This window comes from Thermostichus sp. MS-CIW-36 (assembly GCF_054059035.1).
The window spans coordinates 233,229-249,763 of record NZ_JBSSBR010000001.1; the positions used below are offsets into that span (position 1 = coordinate 233,229).

A 16,535-nucleotide genomic window follows, 5' to 3' on the forward strand; every position below is an offset into this window, starting at 1 on the left:
CCATCTCTGCCCAACCCCTGCCATGTCAGCCCACACCTTTCAAGACTTGATCTTTCGCCTGCAACAGTTTTGGGGGGAGCAGGGCTGCTTGATCCTACAACCCTACGACCTGGAAAAAGGCGCCGGCACCATGAGCCCCCACACGTTTTTGCGCGCCTTGGGGCCGGATCCCTGGCGAGTGGCCTATGTCGAACCCTGTCGCCGCCCCACCGATGGACGCTACGGTCAAAACCCCAATCGCCTGCAGCACTATTTTCAATACCAAGTGTTGATCAAGCCCTCCCCCGATGACATTCAAGATGTGTACCTAAATAGCCTGCAAGCTTTGGGCGTGAACCCGGCAGAACACGATGTTCGCTTTGTGGAAGATGACTGGGAATCTCCCACCTTGGGGGCTTGGGGCGTGGGCTGGGAAGTGTGGCTGGACGGCATGGAAGTAACCCAGTTCACCTACTTTCAGCAGGTGGGCGGACAAGATTGTCGCCCGGTTTCTGTAGAAATTACCTATGGGCTAGAGCGCCTGGCCATGTATCTGCAGGGGGTGGATTCGGTTTTCGATCTCTGCTGGAATGAGCATCCTTCTCTGGGACGGATTACCTATGGACAAATCTATTTCCAAAATGAGGTCGAGCAATCTTATTACAACTTCGAGTATTCCGATCCGGAGATGCTACTGGAATTGTTCCGGCTCTACGAAGCCGAGGCCAAGCGTTTGATCGAAACCACCCAACAGAAACTGCAGAAACAGGTGTTGCCGGATCGGTTGGCCGTGTCTCTGCTCCTGCCCGCCTACGACTATGTGCTCAAGTGCTCCCACACCTTTAACCTGCTCGACGCTCGTGGTGTCATTGCTGTAGCCGAGCGCACCCTCTACATTGGGCGCATCCGTAACCTGGCTCGACAATTGGCGGAGCTGTACGTTAGCCAAGCCGATCGACCGGGATCCAGCTATGCCCTGCGGCAACCGGAGCCTACCTTGGTCTACGGGGGTGCCTCTCCCCAGAGTTAACCCTTGAGAAAAGGATCCCACCTTTGGCTATGATGAGAGATTGGTGTCAGCAAGGTGCTGGCTGCCCAAATGGCTCTTGTGGAAAGTCAGTGACCTCGTTTTCATCCTCTTTTTCTGACCAGTTCACCTTACTTTTTTCGGAAAAGCTTTATGTTTTACCATCATCCCGTCACTCGGGTTTCCATCTTTATTGATGGCAATAATATGTTTTATGCTCAACAGAAAAATGGCTGGTTTTTTGACCCACGCCGGGTGCTGGATTATTTTGTTAGATCACAGCCGAATGTTGAATTGGTCAACGCCTTTTGGTACACCGGCATCAAGGATCCCCATGATCAGAGGGCCTTTCGAGACGCTCTGATCAGCATGGGCTTCACTGTGCGCACCAAGATCCTCAAAGAATATCGAGATGAAGACTCCGGTCGGTACTCCCAAAAAGCAAATCTGGATATCGAAATAGTAATCGATATGTTCAACACCGTTGGCCAGTACGATAGGATCATTCTATTTAGCGGCGATGGAGATTTTGAGCGGGCCGTCGAGCTGTTGCGTTCCAAAAACACGCTGATTACAGTTGTCTCCACCGAAGGGATGATCGCCCGCGAGCTGCGCAACGCCACCGACCGCTACATCGACCTCAATGACATTCGCCCCTACATTGAGAAGTTAGACAAGTAGTGCTTTGGGCAGGGTTCTGGACTGCTTCCTCTGCCGTCGGGTCAGACCCATAGCCTCCTGGCGAGCTTGCGACAACACCGCCCAAGCTCGTTCTGGCTTTTTCCCCTTCATGGGATCCCATCCCTGCCACACAAGCGGCACGTCTGTTGTACCGGCTCTAGTCAGCGCTGCCGGAAAGGAGCTGTCCCGGCCAATTCCAGTAGGGTGCTCTGGTGTCCGGCAGAAGAGCTGTGTCTTCTCCCCTTGGCAGCCAACTTCTGGGCAACCTCAGTTCAGGCAGGGGAGCAGAGAGGCTAGCATTGTAAAAAATCTTTGCCCTGATCAGGTTTTTATGACCGGCGTTCCTGTCTCCCGTATTCGCAACTTTTCCATCATCGCCCACATCGACCACGGCAAATCCACCCTCGCCGATCGCCTCCTGCAGGAAACGGGCACCGTTTCAGCTCGCGAGATGAAGCCGCAACTGCTGGACAGCATGGAACTGGAGCGGGAACGGGGCATTACCATCAAGCTGCAAGCGGCCCGCATGAACTACCGTGCCCAAGACGGCCAAGATTATGTTTTGAACCTGATCGACACGCCGGGGCATGTGGACTTCACCTACGAAGTCTCCCGCTCCCTAGCCGCCTGTGAAGGGGCGCTGCTGGTGGTGGATGCCTCTCAAGGCGTGGAAGCCCAAACCTTAGCCAATGTGTACCTGGCCCTGGAGAACAACCTGGAAATTATTCCGGTGATCAACAAAATCGACCTGCCGGGGGCCGAGCCGGAGCGGGTCATTGCGGAGATTGAGCAGGTAATCGGCCTCGACTGCAGCGGGGCAATCCTGGCTTCTGCCAAGGTGGGTATTGGCATTCAAGAGATTCTGGAGGCCATTGTGCAGCGGGTGCCCCCCCCACGGGATACAGTGGCGGATCCCTTGCGGGCCTTGATTTTCGATAGCTATTACGACGCCTATCGCGGCGTGATCGTCTATGTGCGCATCATGGACGGGGAGGTGAAAACGGGGGACAAGATTTGCTTTATGGCCTCTGGCCGAGAATACGAGATTACCGAGCTGGGGGTGATGCGTCCCAACCAAGAGCCGGTGGATGCCCTACATGCGGGCGAGGTGGGCTACATGGCCGCCGCCATCAAGAGCGTGGAACACGCCCGTGTTGGGGATACCATCACACTGGTGAATCGCAAAGCTCCTGAGCCCCTGCCCGGCTACAAAGAAGCCAAGCCGATGGTGTTTTGTGGCCTGTTCCCCAGCAGCTCCGATCAGTACGCCGAACTCAAAGAGGCTCTGGAAAAGCTCAAGCTCAACGATGCTGCCCTGTACTTTGAGCCGGAAATTTCCAGCGCCATGGGCTTCGGCTTCCGCTGTGGTTTTCTGGGCCTGCTGCACATGGAGGTGGTGCAGGAACGCCTAGAGCGGGAGTACAATCTCGATCTGGTGATCACAGCTCCGACGGTGGTGTACCAAGTTACCCTCAACAACGGCTCTGTGATTCGGGTGGACAATCCCAGCAAGCTGCCTCCCCCCAACGAGCGCACCAGCATTGAGGAGCCGATTGTCAGGGTAGAGGTGATTCTTCCTGAGGAATTTGTCGGTACCGTGATGGAGCTGTGTGAGACCAAACGCGGCACTTTTAAAGACATGAAATATCTGGCGCAGGGTCGGACTACGCTGGTGTATGAGCTGCCCCTGGCGGAAGTGGTCACCGACTTTTTCGACCAATTGAAATCGCGCACCCGCGGTTATGCCAGCATGGACTACCAAATGATTGGCTATCGCGCCGATGATTTGGTGCGTTTGGACATTTTGATCAACGGCGATGTGGTGGATTCTCTATCCACAATTGTGCATCGGGACAAAGCTTTTTATGTAGGCCGTTCTCTAGTGGCCAAGTTACGAGAGCTGATCCCGCGCCATCAATTTGAAGTGCCCATTCAGGCGGCAATTGGCTCTAAGGTGATTGCTCGTGAAACCATACCGGCCCTGCGCAAAAACGTCTTGGCCAAATGCTACGGAGGAGATGTGACCCGCAAACGCAAGCTTTTGGAAAAACAAAAAGAGGGGAAAAAACGCATGAAGGCGGTGGGAACGGTGGATGTGCCCCAAGAAGCGTTTATGGCCGTGCTGAAGCTGCAGAATGACTAGGGCGATGGGCACTCAACTGGGGCGGGAAGAGGTGTTGGCCTGGCTACAGGAGCGGGTGTCTCCTCCTCGCCTCCGCCATATCTTGGGGGTAGAGGGGATGGCCCGACAGCTGGCGGCCCACTACGGGCTGGATGAGCAGAAAGCTGCTTGGGCAGGGCTGATGCACGACTTGGCCAAGGCTTTCCCGCCGGAGCAACTGTTGCAAAGGGTGGCTCAGGAACGGGAGCTGGATGAAATTGAGCGGGCCGAACCTCACATCCTGCACGCTGAGGTGGGATCCCTGGTGGCGCGGGAGCAGTTTCAGGTACAGGATCCGGAGATTTTGGCGGCCATTGCCAACCACACGCTAGGGCAGCCCGGCATGGATCCGCTCAGTTGCGTGGTTTTCGTGGCCGATGCCCTGGAGCCGAATCGGGGCAGCAACCCAGAATTGGAGCGGTTGCGGCAGATGGCTTTTGTAGATTTGTCTAAAACCGTAGTGGGAGTATGTGACTTGAGCCTAAAATTTTTGCTAGACCGGAATCAGGTGGTTCATCCGCGCACACTCATGACTCGGAATCATTTTTTGTTACATCCTTTAGAAAAAGCTGTGTCTCAAGTTAGCTCAGTCGTTTCAGGAGGGTTTTAGTTGCTACATCTCATGCCTGCCCCCGCTGGGGATCCCATCTATTGCATGGCGCTGAGTGCAGCTCGCGCGGCAGAAGAGAAAAAAGGTGGCGATATCGTTCTGCTGGATGTATCCCAAGTCTCCACTTTGGCAGATTACTTTCTTCTGGTCAGCGGCTACTCGCTCACGCAAGTCCGCGCCATTGCCCGAGCAATTGAGGAAAAGGTTTGGGACGAGTGGAAACAAACTCCGCGCCGCATCGAAGGGCAGGAATCGGCCTCTTGGATACTGATCGACTATGCCGATCTCATTGTCCATGTGATTATGCAACAGGAAAGGGACTACTATGACCTAGAGTCTTTCTGGATCCAGGCTCAGCGAGTCGATCTGCCCATAGCAGGCTAAATCTATTTGTTTTGGATCCCTGGATTTGGCAGTTCTTCAGGTCTTGGAGCCAAGGGAAGAGTTGCTCTTTACAACTCTTTAACTGCCTTCCAGGGCCTCCTTGACAGACAGAAGTTTTAGTCAATTGTCAAGAAATATGTAAGTTTCTTAATATTCCCGCAATTTCTTACACAGTCACGTGTTAGGGTAGTGAATGACAAATAGCTGAGTAAGATCTTCCTGCCTTTTGCAGTCGAGTTTCTATAGTCTTTGTTAAACGCTCTACCTTGTTTCTCTTGAACGCTGATAATTCTTTGTTGGTACTGAATACCAGCAAAAAGATTTTCCAGCTGCTGATGGCTCCTATTGGCTGCTTTCAGCGGCAAGTGGAAAGGCAAACGAGGCGAATAGAGGAGGCAAGGATTGGCTGCACAAGAGGATCTTACGAACGAAACCGCAACTTCTTCCCGACGGCAGACTTAACTGCAACCGGCTTAAATGGTCGGCCTGTAGGCAAAATCCGGTGCCAAAAGCAGCGGAGGAAGATGGGGAAGCAGCGTTTTTTGTTTAATGTCTGTTTTTAAGAGCGACAGGGATTTTTAGGAGGGACATTCATCATGGAAAAGATGTTGGTTAATATCGTCGAGTACCTGGCATTGGGAGAACTGGAAACTATCCTCTCCACTGAGCACCCCCATCAACAGGTGTTTTATGACGCTAGGGAGCGGGAAGCGATGATGCAGCAGATCCTAAACCGGGTCCCCGCCATCTACATGTGGCTGGCTGCCGATGAGTGTCCCAGCCGCGATCAACTCAATTCCTCTGAGCTGGAATTGCTGCGGTCGGTAGTGCGGGATGTGGTCAATCAAAAACTCCAACAAGCCTCTTTTGGCCTTGACCCCTATGCGGGATCCATGTCAGAGGTCTTCTACGGATAGAGGGGGCGGGCTTAAGCTACACTGCAAAGGCGTTGCCTTAGCTTGTTGCCTCTGCCCATGTTGCCTGTTTACTATTCTGATATTTTCCTCAGCCACGATACTGGGCCATTTCACCCCGAGCGTCCGGCTCGCTTGCAGTCCATTGTTAAGGCGCTGCGTGGTGCCCCTTTTGCCAACCAGTTGGAATGGCGGGATCCCCCCTTGGCGGAGCTGGCAGAGCTGGAGCGAGTACACTCGCGTCGGCACATTCAACAGGTGGCTGAGTTGGCAACAGCAGGTGGGGGACACATTGATGCCGACACTGCTCTCTCGGAGAGAAGTTTTGAAGCGGCGCGCCTGGCTGTGGGGGCTTGGGTGGCCGGCTCTGCCTCGGTTTTGACCACCGCTCAGCCAGCGCTGGTGCTGTGCCGTCCACCTGGGCATCACGCAGAGCCAGAACGGGCAATGGGGTTTTGTTTATTCAGCAACGCAGCCATTGCGGCGCTGTGGGCGCTGGATCAGCCGGGGGTGAAGCGGGTGGCGATTTTCGATTGGGATGTTCACCACGGCAACGGCACGCAGGCGGTGGTGGAGCGCTATCCCCAACTGGCCTATGCCTCCATCCATCAGTTTCCCCTCTACCCCGGCACCGGCTCCGCTCGCGAAACCGGGATCCACGGCAACCTCTGCAACGTGCCTTTGCCTGCCGGCTCGGATTGGTTGGCCTACAAAAAGGCCCTCGACGAGAAGATCTTGCCCTTCTTGCAAGCGTTCCAGCCGGATTTGCTGCTGGTGAGCGCCGGCTTCGACTGTGCCAAAGGGGATCCCCTGGCCGGTATGCAGCTAGAGCCGGAAGCCTTTGGCCGCATGGCCCGCCTTTGCCTGGAGCAGGTGACCCGCAAAACCCTCTTCGGCTTGGAAGGCGGCTATAACCTGGACAACCTGGCGCGCGGCTGGCTGAGCCTGGCCCAAGCTTGCCTGGAGAGTTAACCTTTCCACTTCACCTTGGGTAAAATCTGCCGCACATCCACCCGATCCTTGTACTTGAGAGCAAAGTTGAGCAGCGAATCCAAGAGGGAATCGGACAGATAGTGGGGCTGGAGGCCCAGGTCTAGGAGCTTGGTGTTTTTGGCGTTGTAGTAGTGCTCTTCCAGCTCGACGCGGGGGTTCTCCAGGTGGTTGATTTCCACCTTCAGGCCCATGGTGGCTCCCGCCTTTTGCACCAGCAACGCCAGTTGCTCAACACTAAATTGCTCGGTGAACTGGTTCATCACCCGGAATTGGCCCGGCTCGGCAGGGTGAGCAATGGCCAGCTCCACGCAGCGCACCGTGTCGCGGATATCCAGGAAACCGCGGGTCTGGCCGCCCTTGCCATACACCGTCAGCGGATGGCCCACGGCAGCCTGAATGCAGAAGCGGTTTAGAGCCGTGCCGAATACACCATCGTAGTCAAGGCGGTTGATCAGCACCTCGTCCATGCCGGTTTCTTCTGTGAGCACGCCGTATACCACCCCTTGGTTGAGGTCGGTGGCCCGCAGGCCCCAGACGCGGCAGGCGAAGTGGATGTTGTGGCTGTCGTGTACTTTGGAGAGGTGATACATGGATCCCGGCTGCTTGGGGTAGGGCAGGGTATCCTTGCGGCCATTGTGCTCGATGGTGATGTACCCCTCCTCGATGTCGATGTTGGGGGTGCCGTACTCGCCCATGGTGCCCAGCTTCACCAGGTGGCAATCGGGAAATTCCTCCTTGATGGCGTAGAGGATGTTCAAGGTGCCCACCACGTTGTTCACCTGGGTCATCACCGCATGCTCGCGGCTGATCATCGAGTAAGGGGCAGAGCGCTGCTCGCCAAAGTGAACAATGGCCTCCGGCGGGAAGCGGCGCATGCAGGAGATCAGGGCTTCGTAGTTGGTAACGTCGCAGACAAAGATGGGAATGTCCTTGCCGGTTAGCCCCTTCCAGCGATCCACCCGTTGCTCTAGCTGGGCAATGGGGGTCAGGGTAGAAACCCCCAGTTGCAGATCCCAGAGGCGGCGGACGTAGGAATCGAGAATGGCCACCTCATAACCCCTGTTGGATAGGTGCAGGGCTGTCGCCCAGCCACAGTATCCGTCACCACCAATAACCAGGACTTTCATCAGGGAAGCAAAATTCGGCTGCTCACGAATCTACCAAGTTATGGCACCAAAGACAAACTCTCCTGGGATCCCTTCGGGGTGCTGGATAGCCCCTTATTCGATGCGAGGCGGGTTGTCCAGGGTATAAACCGTGGTCTCGGCGGCAATGGCACGGCGCAGGTGAGCTGGGACTTGGTAGAGGCCCAGAAGGGTGATGCCATCGATGAATTGCAGTGTCCCTCGCTCGGGATCCAACTGTTGGCTCAGAATCTGGTCGATCTGCTCCGGTTCTGGCCTGGGGGAGATGGGATCCTGAGCTGCCAGGGCAAAACCCAGTGGGCCACCGTAGGTGGGGGCATAGATGGCGTAGGGCTGCACAGCGGCAAACACCGTTTTCAGGGTGCGAACAATGCGGGTGTGTTGATGAAGCTCAACCGGCCCCGTCGGCCCGGCTTGGATGGTGAAAGCCCCATCGGGCTGCAACTTGGAGCGAATCTGGCGGAAAAACTCCTGGGTGAAGAGGCGATAGGCAGGGCCGGACTCAATGGGATCGGAAAGATCGGAAAGGATCACATCCCAAATGGGGCCTGTTTCCTGGAGAAAATCCAAGGCATCGGCAATCACCACCTCCACCCGCGGATCTTCAAAGGATCCCTGGTGCATTTCCGGCAGGTGCTCTCGGCAGGCTGCCACCACCTCCCCATCGATGTCCACCATCACCACCTGCTCCACCGAGCGCCAACGCAGCACCTCCCGCAGCGTTGCCCCTTCTGCCCCCCCCAACACCAGTACCCGCCGGGGGATCCCGCCCGCTTGGACAACCTGCACCATAGCCGGATGAACCAAAGCCTCGTGGTACAGAAACTCATCCACGGTAGTGGATTGCCAATGCCCATCCAGCATCAGACCCTTGCCGAAGGCCCCCGTCTCGGCGATCAGCATCTCCTGGAAAGGGGTTTTTCGGTAGGCCAAGATGCGCGTGACGGCACGGGCGGTGTAGTCCCAAGGGGTAAAGTACTCCTGAACCCAGAAGAAACTTCTCGGGCTGCTCATAAGCACCTCGCTACAGCTTTTTCCAGCAACATAGACTGACCTCTGGGGTGAATCGGATCCCACCCAGCCTACAGATGGCCCCCATGACAGTTTGGAAAAAGCTGCGATTGGCGAAGATCTCAGCGCCTTCGTCGGGTCGCTTCACAGGTGAGCACCTCAGCCGAGTCTGGGGCCTCTTCCAGGAGTGTCGGTTGCGCGGTGCGGCGGGGCACCTTGCGCAGGGAATATCGTCGCGCTTGAAACACGTCGATCAGATATTCACAGGCCGCTTCCGGTCGGGTGTGGCGACCACAGGTGAACACATCCACCGCCGCGTAGCCCGCTTCGGGCCAGGTGTGAATGGAGATGTGGGATTCCCCCAAAAGAGCGAGGGCTGTAATCCCCTGTGGCTCAAATCGATGGCACAGCTCTCCCAAAAAGGTGGAGTTGGAGCGTCTGGCTGCCTCTCGCAAAGCCTGTTGCACCAGAGAGGCATCATCCAAAAGTTTGGCCGGGCAGTCGTAAAGCTCCAGGATACAGTGGATCCCGATCAGAGCTGGAGACCTATCCCCTAATTGGCCAGATAGTGTGTGCAGCATACTATCCCCTAATTGGCCAGATAGAACTGATTAGAACCAGAGGCTGCACAGAAAGCGCAGCTTTACCATTGTCTCACAATTGTCATACTCCCCTGCCTAAAGACAGGGAATTCTGGTTCCTGGTTCTGCGACAGCACTTACCGTGTCAGGTTGCCCCTCCACGGCAGCGGCGCTCATCGCGGCAGCGGGCCGTAGGCCTTTCTCCCCAGGCGTTCCCCCTTTCGGGGCAGTTCCCTTTTGCCCAAAGTACCGTTGTTCCACTTCTCACCCAACAACTCCAACCCTTTGCGCAGGATGTTGATGGCCGCATTCTCATCCCGGCAAAGTACCACCCCACACTGCGGGCATTGATGGGTGCGAGTGGACAGCGTCTTCTTCACCCGGTGGCCACACCGAGAACAGTCCTGACTGGTGTACTGGGGCGGCACGGCCACCACCACCTTGTTGAAGACCTTCCCGTAGGAGTCGAGCCACCCGGTGAATAAACTCCAGCTCGCATCGTGAATAGTGCTCCGCACCGCTTACGCGAGCGACTTGGCCAAGTGGTGATTCCGCACCAAGTTGCGCACCGGCAAGTTCTCATACGCCACGATGTCGCTAGACAAAGCGCTCCGCGCCGCCGTAGGCGAGCACTACGCACCGGGCCAACTTCACAGCCCAGTCTCTACGCTGGCGTTGGACTTTGAGATGCACCTTGCCCAGTCGCTTCCTCTGCTGGTGGTAGTTCTTGGATTGGGGTTTGGCCCCTCTCCGAAACTTCCGACTCAGCCTGCGTTGCTCTCGCTTTAACCTCCTTTCGGCACGACGCAAAAACTGGGGGCACTCTACCTTGTTTCCGTGGCTGTCGGTGTAGAAGTGCATCAAGCCCACATCCAGCCCCACCACCTGGCCGGTGTACTCCACCTGCTCTTGGCGTTCTACATCCAGGCAGAACTGGGCGTAGTACCCATCGGCCCTGCGTATGACCCGCACCCAGTTGATTTTCAGGGTGAGGATGTCCCGCCGTACCTCGCCGTTGCAGTAGAGGGCAAAAGTACCCGCATAGTGCTACGCACCGCTTACGCGATGGAAGCCGTCCGTGAAGGTGAGGAACATTCCATCCTGGGAGAGCTTCCAGCCGGAGATTTTGTACTCCACGGAGCGGCAATATTTCTGGAACTTGGGATAGCCCTTCCGGGCTGCCTTCTCCTTGCAGCGGCGGTAGAAGTTGGAGATGGCAAACCAGGCTCGCTCCGCACTGGCTTGCCGGGCAGAGGAGTTCAGCTTCTGGGCGAAGGGGAACTCCTGAGCCAAGTCCTTGCAGAGGGAGTACAACGTGGCCCTGTTCACCCCCTGATGATCCATCCAGTGGCGCAGGCACTTGTTGCGCACGAACTGGGCAGTCCGAATGGCCTCATCCAGGGCTTGGTACTGCTGGGCTGTGCCGTTGAGGAGCTTGGCTTCGAGGACGCGCATGAGCCTACTTTATCAAAGGTCTGGCAAGATAAAAGCCGCCCTGGTCGCGTCAGCGGGCCGTAGGCCTTAGGGCGGGGCTTCAGACCCAGTTTTTTGGTAAAGCCAAACTACCCTCCCCAGCAGCTTTTTTCTTAACCGAAAGTTAACCCTAGGCCCAATCTGGAGCCACTGCACCACCGACACCAGCGTTCCGGGAAGGGGCTGGAGAAGCTAGGGCTGCTGCTCCTTTGAAGAGGGAGAGGGGGGATAGAGCAGAGCTTCCAGCTCCTGCAGCGCTTGCTCCAGGTTGTCGTTGACAATCACGTAGTCAAATTCATCTTGGGCATCCAATTCCTTGCGGGCCTGCTCCAGGCGGCGCTCGATGCTGGCCTCTGAGTCTTGTCCGCGCTCGCGGATGCGACGTTCCAGCTCTTCCAGAGAAGGTGGACAAAGAAAGATGCGAATGGCATCTGGGTACTGCTGCCTCACCTGACGGGCCCCCGCCAGCTCAATTTCCAGCAGCACATCCTGACCCTGGTTAAGTTTTTGGAACACGATCTCGCGGGGAGTGCCGTAAAAGTTGCCCGCATACTGTGCCCATTCCAACAGCTCGTTGGCTTCAATCAAGTTGAGAAATTCCTCCCGACTGCGAAAGTAGTAGTTGACGCCTTCCTGTTCGCTGGGGCGGGGGGGGCGGGTGGTGACCGAAACCGAGAGATACAGCTCGGGGTGGCGCTGGCGCAACTGGTTGACCAGCGTACCCTTACCCACTCCGCTGGGCCCTGTCAAAACCACCAAGCGACCGCGCGGGGTAGGAGCCGGAAGGGATCCCTGCTGCTGCGTACACTCAGAGGGAACTGGGGTAGGAGAGGCTGGCATAGACAGAGACCGACGCAAGACGGCTGGGCAATTGACCAATTGACTTGTTTGGGTTGGTTTTAGGATATCTCACTCCTGGTTCCTCAGACGGCTCACAGCGATGGCTTTCACTCGGTTTCGTCTGGCAAACCGGGCTTGGCCGTGAGGAAGCGGTTGGCAACGGTTTCGGGTTGGATGGCGGAGAGGATGACGTGCCCGGAATCGGTGATAATGACAGCGCGGGTACGACGACCATAGGTAGCATCCACCAACTGGCCCCTCTCGCGGGCATCGCTGATGATGCGTTTGATGGGAGCTGACTCGGGACTGACAATGGCGACCACACGTCCAGCGGCGACGATGTTACCAAAGCCAATGTTGATTAGGCGGGTATCCATGGGGTGATGAGGGAACCTAACGGTTGTCCGGCCAGCAACCTTCATTAAGGTAGCAAATGGGGCTCTTTCGCGGGTTTGCTACAACGACACCTGAGTTCTCGGCCAATGGGGCAGTGGGTTTCGGCGACAAATCCCGTTCGGGTGAGCCGCAAAAAGGCTGTGGTCCCATAAAAAGCTGCACCCTCCCAAACAGCCTGCCCTGTTTATCGAGGATGGTAAAATCGCCAACGCCAAGCAACTTCAACAGAACTTTAAGAGAACTTTAAGCCTCAAAGGCGGTAAGTGTGATAGGCAGTTTGAGTGGGCTCGGAAAACAGTAAAGATAAAGATCGACCCAGCACCCCAAGCTTGAATGGTTCCTCGCCTATGCTTGACCTGACTTGGCTGGATCCCCTTGTCCAGCACTTTCAACTGGGGGATCCAGAGCCACCCGAAGCCATCCGAGTGGGCCTCATTCACCAAACTTGGAAACTCAACACCTCTGAGGGATCCTTCATCGTCCAGCGCCTTCACCCCCGATTTGATCCTGCTGTCACTGAAGATGGTCAAGCCATCGGCCAATGGTTGAGACAACACGGCTTCCCCGTCCCCCAATTCCGCCGCGCTCGCGATGGATCCCTGCACTTGTCCTGGGCAGAAGGGCTGTGGCGGGTCATGGATTGTCTGCCGGGATCCTGTCACCCAACTCCTCCCAATTGGGGCTATCTGGAAGAGGCGGGGGCAGCCGTTGGACGCCTGCATCGACTCTTGGCCCAGCTGGACTATCGTTTTCGCTTCCAGATCCCGCATTTTCACGATACGGCTCACCTTTGGCAACAGCTACGCCAGTATGAGCCGGCCCCAGAAGTGCAGGCAGAATGGCAGTTTTTAATCGAAACTGTGCCCAATCTTCTGCTGCCCTCAGGGATCCCAACTCAAATCATCCACGCCGATCTCAAGTTCAACAACTTTTTGTTCGATGAGCAGGGGCGATTTGTGGGCCTGGTGGATCTGGACACCTTCATGTATCACAACCTCTATGTTGAACTGGGGGATGCCCTGCGCTCCTGGGGTAAACGAGGAAATACCCTTCAGCCCGAGGCAATCCTGGCCGGGTTGCGGGGCTATGCCCAAACCGGGAACCTGCACGCCCTACAACCAGAACTCATCATTCAAGGGATCCAACTGATTACCCTGGAATTGGGGATGCGCTTTTTACAGGATTGGTTTGAAGACGCCTACTGGAATTGGGATCCCCAACGCTACCCCAGCCGCAAGGCCCATAACCTGGCCCGCTGCCAACAGCAAATTTGCCTATATCAAGACCTCACCCAGAGGGTGCCTCAACTGTTGGAGTCCATGCGCGCCCTTTGGTCTCATGAGCGGCAAAAGAGAGATTAACTTATGTTAATTTAGGGGCATCTTCCTCTTTCTTCCCGCGGTCTCTATGAGCATTCAACTTCCCCGCTGGCTAGAGCTGGCCTTGCCCTTCTTTCATCCTGTGCTGATGATTTTGGCGTTTGCGCTGGCCTTGTATGCCCTTTACCTGGGTCTGCAAGCGCGACGGGTGCGCACTGCCTCGGCAGAAGAACGCAAGGAGCTGATCAAAGGGAAGTTTGGTCAGCGGCATTTCCTTGCCGGATCCCTGTTCTTGTTGTTGATGGTGTTCGGAGCCCTGGGCGGCATGGGGGTTACCTACCTGAACAACGGCAAGCTGTTTGTTGGGCCTCACTTGCTGGCCGGGTTGGGCATTGTGGCCTTGGTGGCCAGCTCTGCGGCTCTGGCACCGCTGATGAAAGACGGGCAAAAAGTCTGGGCGCGCAACGTGCATATTCTATTGAACGTGGTGATCCTGGCGATCTTGGGTTGGCAGGCGGTGACCGGCTTCCAGATTGTGCAGCGCATCGTCGACCAAATGCTGACCACACCTCCCCAGGTGGCCTAGCCTCCCTGAAAACCCACTGAACAGGGCTGAGCGCTGTGAGGACTTTGATTCGCGGGTGCAAACCGAGAAGCTCACAGACTCAGTCCTGCCCTTTTCTAAATTCGGGGCTTCGTCATGTCAGAATGGCAAAGCAGGCGCTGCATCCTTCGACTGTAGAAGGGCGCTATCTTGCTGCTGCTACCCAGCTTCAACGCAATGGTTCTTCCCATGTCGGTTAGCCCTCTTCCCAATTGGGTCAAGCGTTCCATCGGCAAAGCCAGCGAGACTTCAGCGGTGCAGCAGGTGATCAAGCAGCGGGGCCTGCACACCATTTGCGAAGAGGGGCGCTGCCCAAACCGAGCCGAGTGCTACAGCCAAAAAACCGCTACATTTCTGTTGATGGGAGGGATCTGCACCCGCGCCTGCTCTTTTTGCCAGGTGGCCAGTGGACGGCCCGCACCATTGGATCCCGCAGAACCGGAGAAAGTGGCCGAGGCGGTTGAGCTGCTTGGGCTCCGCTATGTGGTGCTGACCTCGGTGGCCCGCGACGATCTGCCCGACCAGGGATCCGGTCGCTTTGTGGAGGTCATGGAGGCAATTCGGCGGCGCTGCCCCGGCACCCAGATCGAGGTGCTCACCCCCGACTTTCGCGGGGATCGCGAGTGCATTGCCCGTGTGGTGGCTGCCCAGCCTGTTTGCTACAACCACAACATCGAAACGGTGCGACGCCTCTCCCAGGCAGTACGGCGCAGCTCCGGCTACGACTTGTCCTTGCGGGTTTTACGAACGGTCAAGGAGCTGAATCCTGGATTACCCACCAAGTCTGGGCTGATGCTGGGGCATGGGGAGACCCGCGCAGAAGTGCTGGAAACTTTCCGGGATCTGCTGGCGGTGGGATGCGATCGTCTGACTCTGGGGCAATACCTACAACCTTCCTTGGCCCATCGCCCTGTGGAACGCTACTGGACTCCGGAAGAGTTTGCCGAGCTGGGCCAGATAGCCCGCCAGATGGGGTTTCGCCAGGTGCGCTCAGGGCCATTGGTGCGCAGCTCCTACCACGCTGCCGAAATGGTTGAGAACTAGGCCAGGGAGCTTGGCAGAGAGGCTGTGCAGTCTGTCATAGCCAACCTTTCCCGTCCGATCAAGGCACGAAGGCCCGCTTCCAGGCCGAACGCTCGGGCTGCAAACCGGCTGAGCACCTGTGGCGCCAGGGATCCCAGGCGATACAGGCTGACCCCCGCCACCAGACCCGGCAAAAGGCCGTTGCCCCAGTCTCCCCACAGCCAGGAACTCACCCCTTCCGCCAGCAGCAGCAGAGCCCCATTGAGCAGCAGCGGTCGCCACAGCCCCTCGCGAAAGGAGACTAGCCCCCTCCACAAGGCCGTCCGGGGTAGGTGAAGCCGCACTCCCAAGCCCAACAGCCAAAGGCCATCCAGCAGTGGGGCCAACAGCAAATCCAACCCCAGCGGAGCCAAGCCCACCACAATCCCCTTGCCGAGGGCGACAGCTTGGCCCCATTGCTCCACAAAGCGGGCATGATGCTGCCACTGTTTTTCCAAAATCTGAGCCTGAACCCGATCCAGCCGCTTCAACACATTCAAAGCCAGAAGGGATCCCGCCTCGGTTTGCAAAATCTGCAGAATTCGCCCCCGCAAGGCTTCAATTTGGGGTGCAGGCCGTTCCCATTCCAAAGTAATGCGGCCATCCGGCCAGTGGGTGCGGACTTTCAGGGGTTTTGGGCAAGCGGCCACGGTCAAAATCTCCTGTGGCGATACCCAGCCCAGGTGGCGGCTGATCTGGGCACAAATGGCCTGCAACTCCGCTTCGGAGTAGAGATCGCACTTGTTCAACACCAGCAGGATGGGCTTGTATAGAGTGCGCAGCTCCGAGAGAGCTTGGTATTCCAACTGGGTCAGGTCGGTGGCGATGACAAACACGATCAAATCCGCCGAGCGGGCCACATCCCAGGCCAACTGTTCGCGGGCTTCTCCTTCCACTTCGTTCAAACCCGGAGTATCCACCAGCTTCACTCGCCAAGGGATCCCTGGCCCCGGCTGCCACAGCAGGGATTGGGGCTGCTGAGTGACCCCATTGAGGGGGCCCACCTTCAATCGCTCCTCGCCGGTTAGGGCGTTCAGGACGGCCGACTTGCCACGGTTGACCAGCCCAAACACCGCAATGGAAAACAGCCGCGCGGTGAGGCGCTTGCGCAAAGTGGATAGAGCCCTGAACTCCGGTTGTAAATCCCGACGGCTGGCCAGAGATTGCCAATGATCCCAGCACCTTTGCAAAACGGTTTCGGCTTGGGTCAAGGGAGTGGTCATAGACAGGGGCAATGGACTAACCCTCACTCTAGAGGGAATTGCCCCTCAGGGCTAGCCGTTTCTCCCCCCCAGCGTGGGGAATCCAAACCCCACAAAATAGGGCATGATCACCCTAGGGTTCCGCCGAATCTC

16 protein-coding genes and 1 pseudogene are annotated in these 16,535 nt (G+C 57.0%); 10 read left to right on the forward strand and 7 right to left on the reverse strand.

Annotation, left to right across the window (positions count from 1 at the left end; translation table 11 throughout):
- The first annotated feature begins 22 nt into the window (after window positions 1-22).
- The 7 genes from glyQ to ACVWVQ_RS01190 all read left to right on the forward strand — a co-directional run bounded on the left by glyQ (window position 23) and on the right by ACVWVQ_RS01190 (window position 6,728).
- The gene (gene glyQ / locus ACVWVQ_RS01160; protein ID WP_457506431.1) at window positions 23-1,009 is read left to right on the forward strand and encodes a glycine--tRNA ligase subunit alpha; all 987 of its coding nucleotides are present in this window, start codon (window positions 23-25) and stop codon (window positions 1,007-1,009) included.
- Between the two features lie 150 nt (window positions 1,010-1,159).
- Entirely contained in the window at window positions 1,160-1,687 is a 528-nt protein-coding gene (locus ACVWVQ_RS01165; RefSeq protein WP_011431737.1) for a low amplitude/bright protein LabA, read from the forward strand.
- Window positions 1,688-2,018: 331 nt separating this feature from the next.
- The gene (lepA, locus tag ACVWVQ_RS01170; protein WP_414328663.1) at window positions 2,019-3,830 is read left to right on the forward strand and encodes a translation elongation factor 4; all 1,812 of its coding nucleotides are present in this window, start codon (window positions 2,019-2,021) and stop codon (window positions 3,828-3,830) included.
- On the forward strand, window positions 3,823-4,458 hold the full coding sequence (gene yqeK, locus ACVWVQ_RS01175) for a bis(5'-nucleosyl)-tetraphosphatase (symmetrical) YqeK (protein ID WP_457506433.1): 636 nt from the start codon (window positions 3,823-3,825) through the stop codon (window positions 4,456-4,458). Before lepA ends, yqeK begins: the two co-directional genes overlap by 8 nt.
- 12 nt (window positions 4,459-4,470) lie before the next feature.
- Window positions 4,471-4,842, forward strand: coding sequence for a ribosome silencing factor (rsfS, locus tag ACVWVQ_RS01180; protein ID WP_011431734.1), 372 nt, complete (start codon window positions 4,471-4,473; stop codon window positions 4,840-4,842).
- A 596-nt stretch (window positions 4,843-5,438) separates the two neighbouring features.
- Entirely contained in the window at window positions 5,439-5,759 is a 321-nt protein-coding gene (locus tag ACVWVQ_RS01185) for a hypothetical protein (protein ID WP_011431733.1), read from the forward strand.
- 57 nt (window positions 5,760-5,816) lie between these two features.
- Complete coding sequence (locus tag ACVWVQ_RS01190) at window positions 5,817-6,728, forward strand: histone deacetylase family protein (RefSeq protein WP_457506435.1); 912 nt, start codon at window positions 5,817-5,819, stop codon at window positions 6,726-6,728.
- On the opposite strand, the gene ACVWVQ_RS01195 is transcribed toward ACVWVQ_RS01190, so the two are convergent.
- The 6 genes and pseudogenes from ACVWVQ_RS01195 to remA form a co-directional block, all read right to left on the reverse strand.
- Window positions 6,725-7,876 carry an NAD-dependent epimerase/dehydratase family protein gene (locus ACVWVQ_RS01195; RefSeq protein ID WP_011431731.1) on the reverse strand — a complete coding sequence of 384 codons (1,152 nt, stop codon included), beginning with the start codon at window positions 7,874-7,876 and terminating at the stop codon, window positions 6,725-6,727. The two genes, ACVWVQ_RS01190 and ACVWVQ_RS01195, sit on opposite strands and share 4 nt — an antisense overlap.
- 93 nt (window positions 7,877-7,969) lie before the next feature.
- Window positions 7,970-8,908, reverse strand: coding sequence for a fused MFS/spermidine synthase (locus ACVWVQ_RS01200; RefSeq protein WP_457506437.1), 939 nt, complete (start codon window positions 8,906-8,908; stop codon window positions 7,970-7,972).
- Window positions 8,909-9,027: 119 nt separating this feature from the next.
- The gene (speD, locus tag ACVWVQ_RS01205) at window positions 9,028-9,486 is read right to left on the reverse strand and encodes an adenosylmethionine decarboxylase (protein ID WP_011431729.1); all 459 of its coding nucleotides are present in this window, start codon (window positions 9,484-9,486) and stop codon (window positions 9,028-9,030) included.
- A gap of 96 nt (window positions 9,487-9,582) precedes the next feature.
- A pseudogene (locus tag ACVWVQ_RS01210) lies at window positions 9,583-10,941 on the reverse strand (RNA-guided endonuclease InsQ/TnpB family protein).
- Between the two features lie 210 nt (window positions 10,942-11,151).
- On the reverse strand, window positions 11,152-11,799 hold the full coding sequence (gmk, locus tag ACVWVQ_RS01215) for a guanylate kinase (RefSeq protein WP_414388593.1): 648 nt from the start codon (window positions 11,797-11,799) through the stop codon (window positions 11,152-11,154).
- A gap of 107 nt (window positions 11,800-11,906) precedes the next feature.
- Complete coding sequence (gene remA / locus ACVWVQ_RS01220) at window positions 11,907-12,176, reverse strand: extracellular matrix/biofilm regulator RemA (protein WP_414330335.1); 270 nt, start codon at window positions 12,174-12,176, stop codon at window positions 11,907-11,909.
- A 366-nt stretch (window positions 12,177-12,542) separates the two neighbouring features.
- On the opposite strand from remA, the gene ACVWVQ_RS01225 reads away from it, so the two are divergent.
- The 3 genes from ACVWVQ_RS01225 to lipA all read left to right on the forward strand — a co-directional run bounded on the left by ACVWVQ_RS01225 (window position 12,543) and on the right by lipA (window position 15,162).
- On the forward strand, window positions 12,543-13,556 hold the full coding sequence (locus ACVWVQ_RS01225) for a phosphotransferase enzyme family protein (protein WP_457506439.1): 1,014 nt from the start codon (window positions 12,543-12,545) through the stop codon (window positions 13,554-13,556).
- Between the two features lie 46 nt (window positions 13,557-13,602).
- Window positions 13,603-14,100: a DUF4079 domain-containing protein gene (locus ACVWVQ_RS01230; RefSeq protein ID WP_414355504.1), complete on the forward strand. Its 498-nt coding sequence runs from the start codon at window positions 13,603-13,605 to the stop codon at window positions 14,098-14,100.
- 207 nt (window positions 14,101-14,307) lie between these two features.
- Window positions 14,308-15,162 (forward strand): lipoyl synthase, encoded by an 855-nt coding sequence (gene lipA / locus ACVWVQ_RS01235; RefSeq protein ID WP_457506441.1) that lies wholly within the window; start codon window positions 14,308-14,310, stop codon window positions 15,160-15,162.
- Here the strand turns inward: lipA and ACVWVQ_RS01240 are convergent.
- Window positions 15,159-16,403, reverse strand: a complete 1,245-nt coding sequence (locus ACVWVQ_RS01240) for an Era-like GTP-binding protein (protein WP_457490632.1) — start codon at window positions 16,401-16,403, stop codon at window positions 15,159-15,161. The two genes, lipA and ACVWVQ_RS01240, sit on opposite strands and share 4 nt — an antisense overlap.
- Window positions 16,404-16,535: the final 132 nt, after the last annotated feature.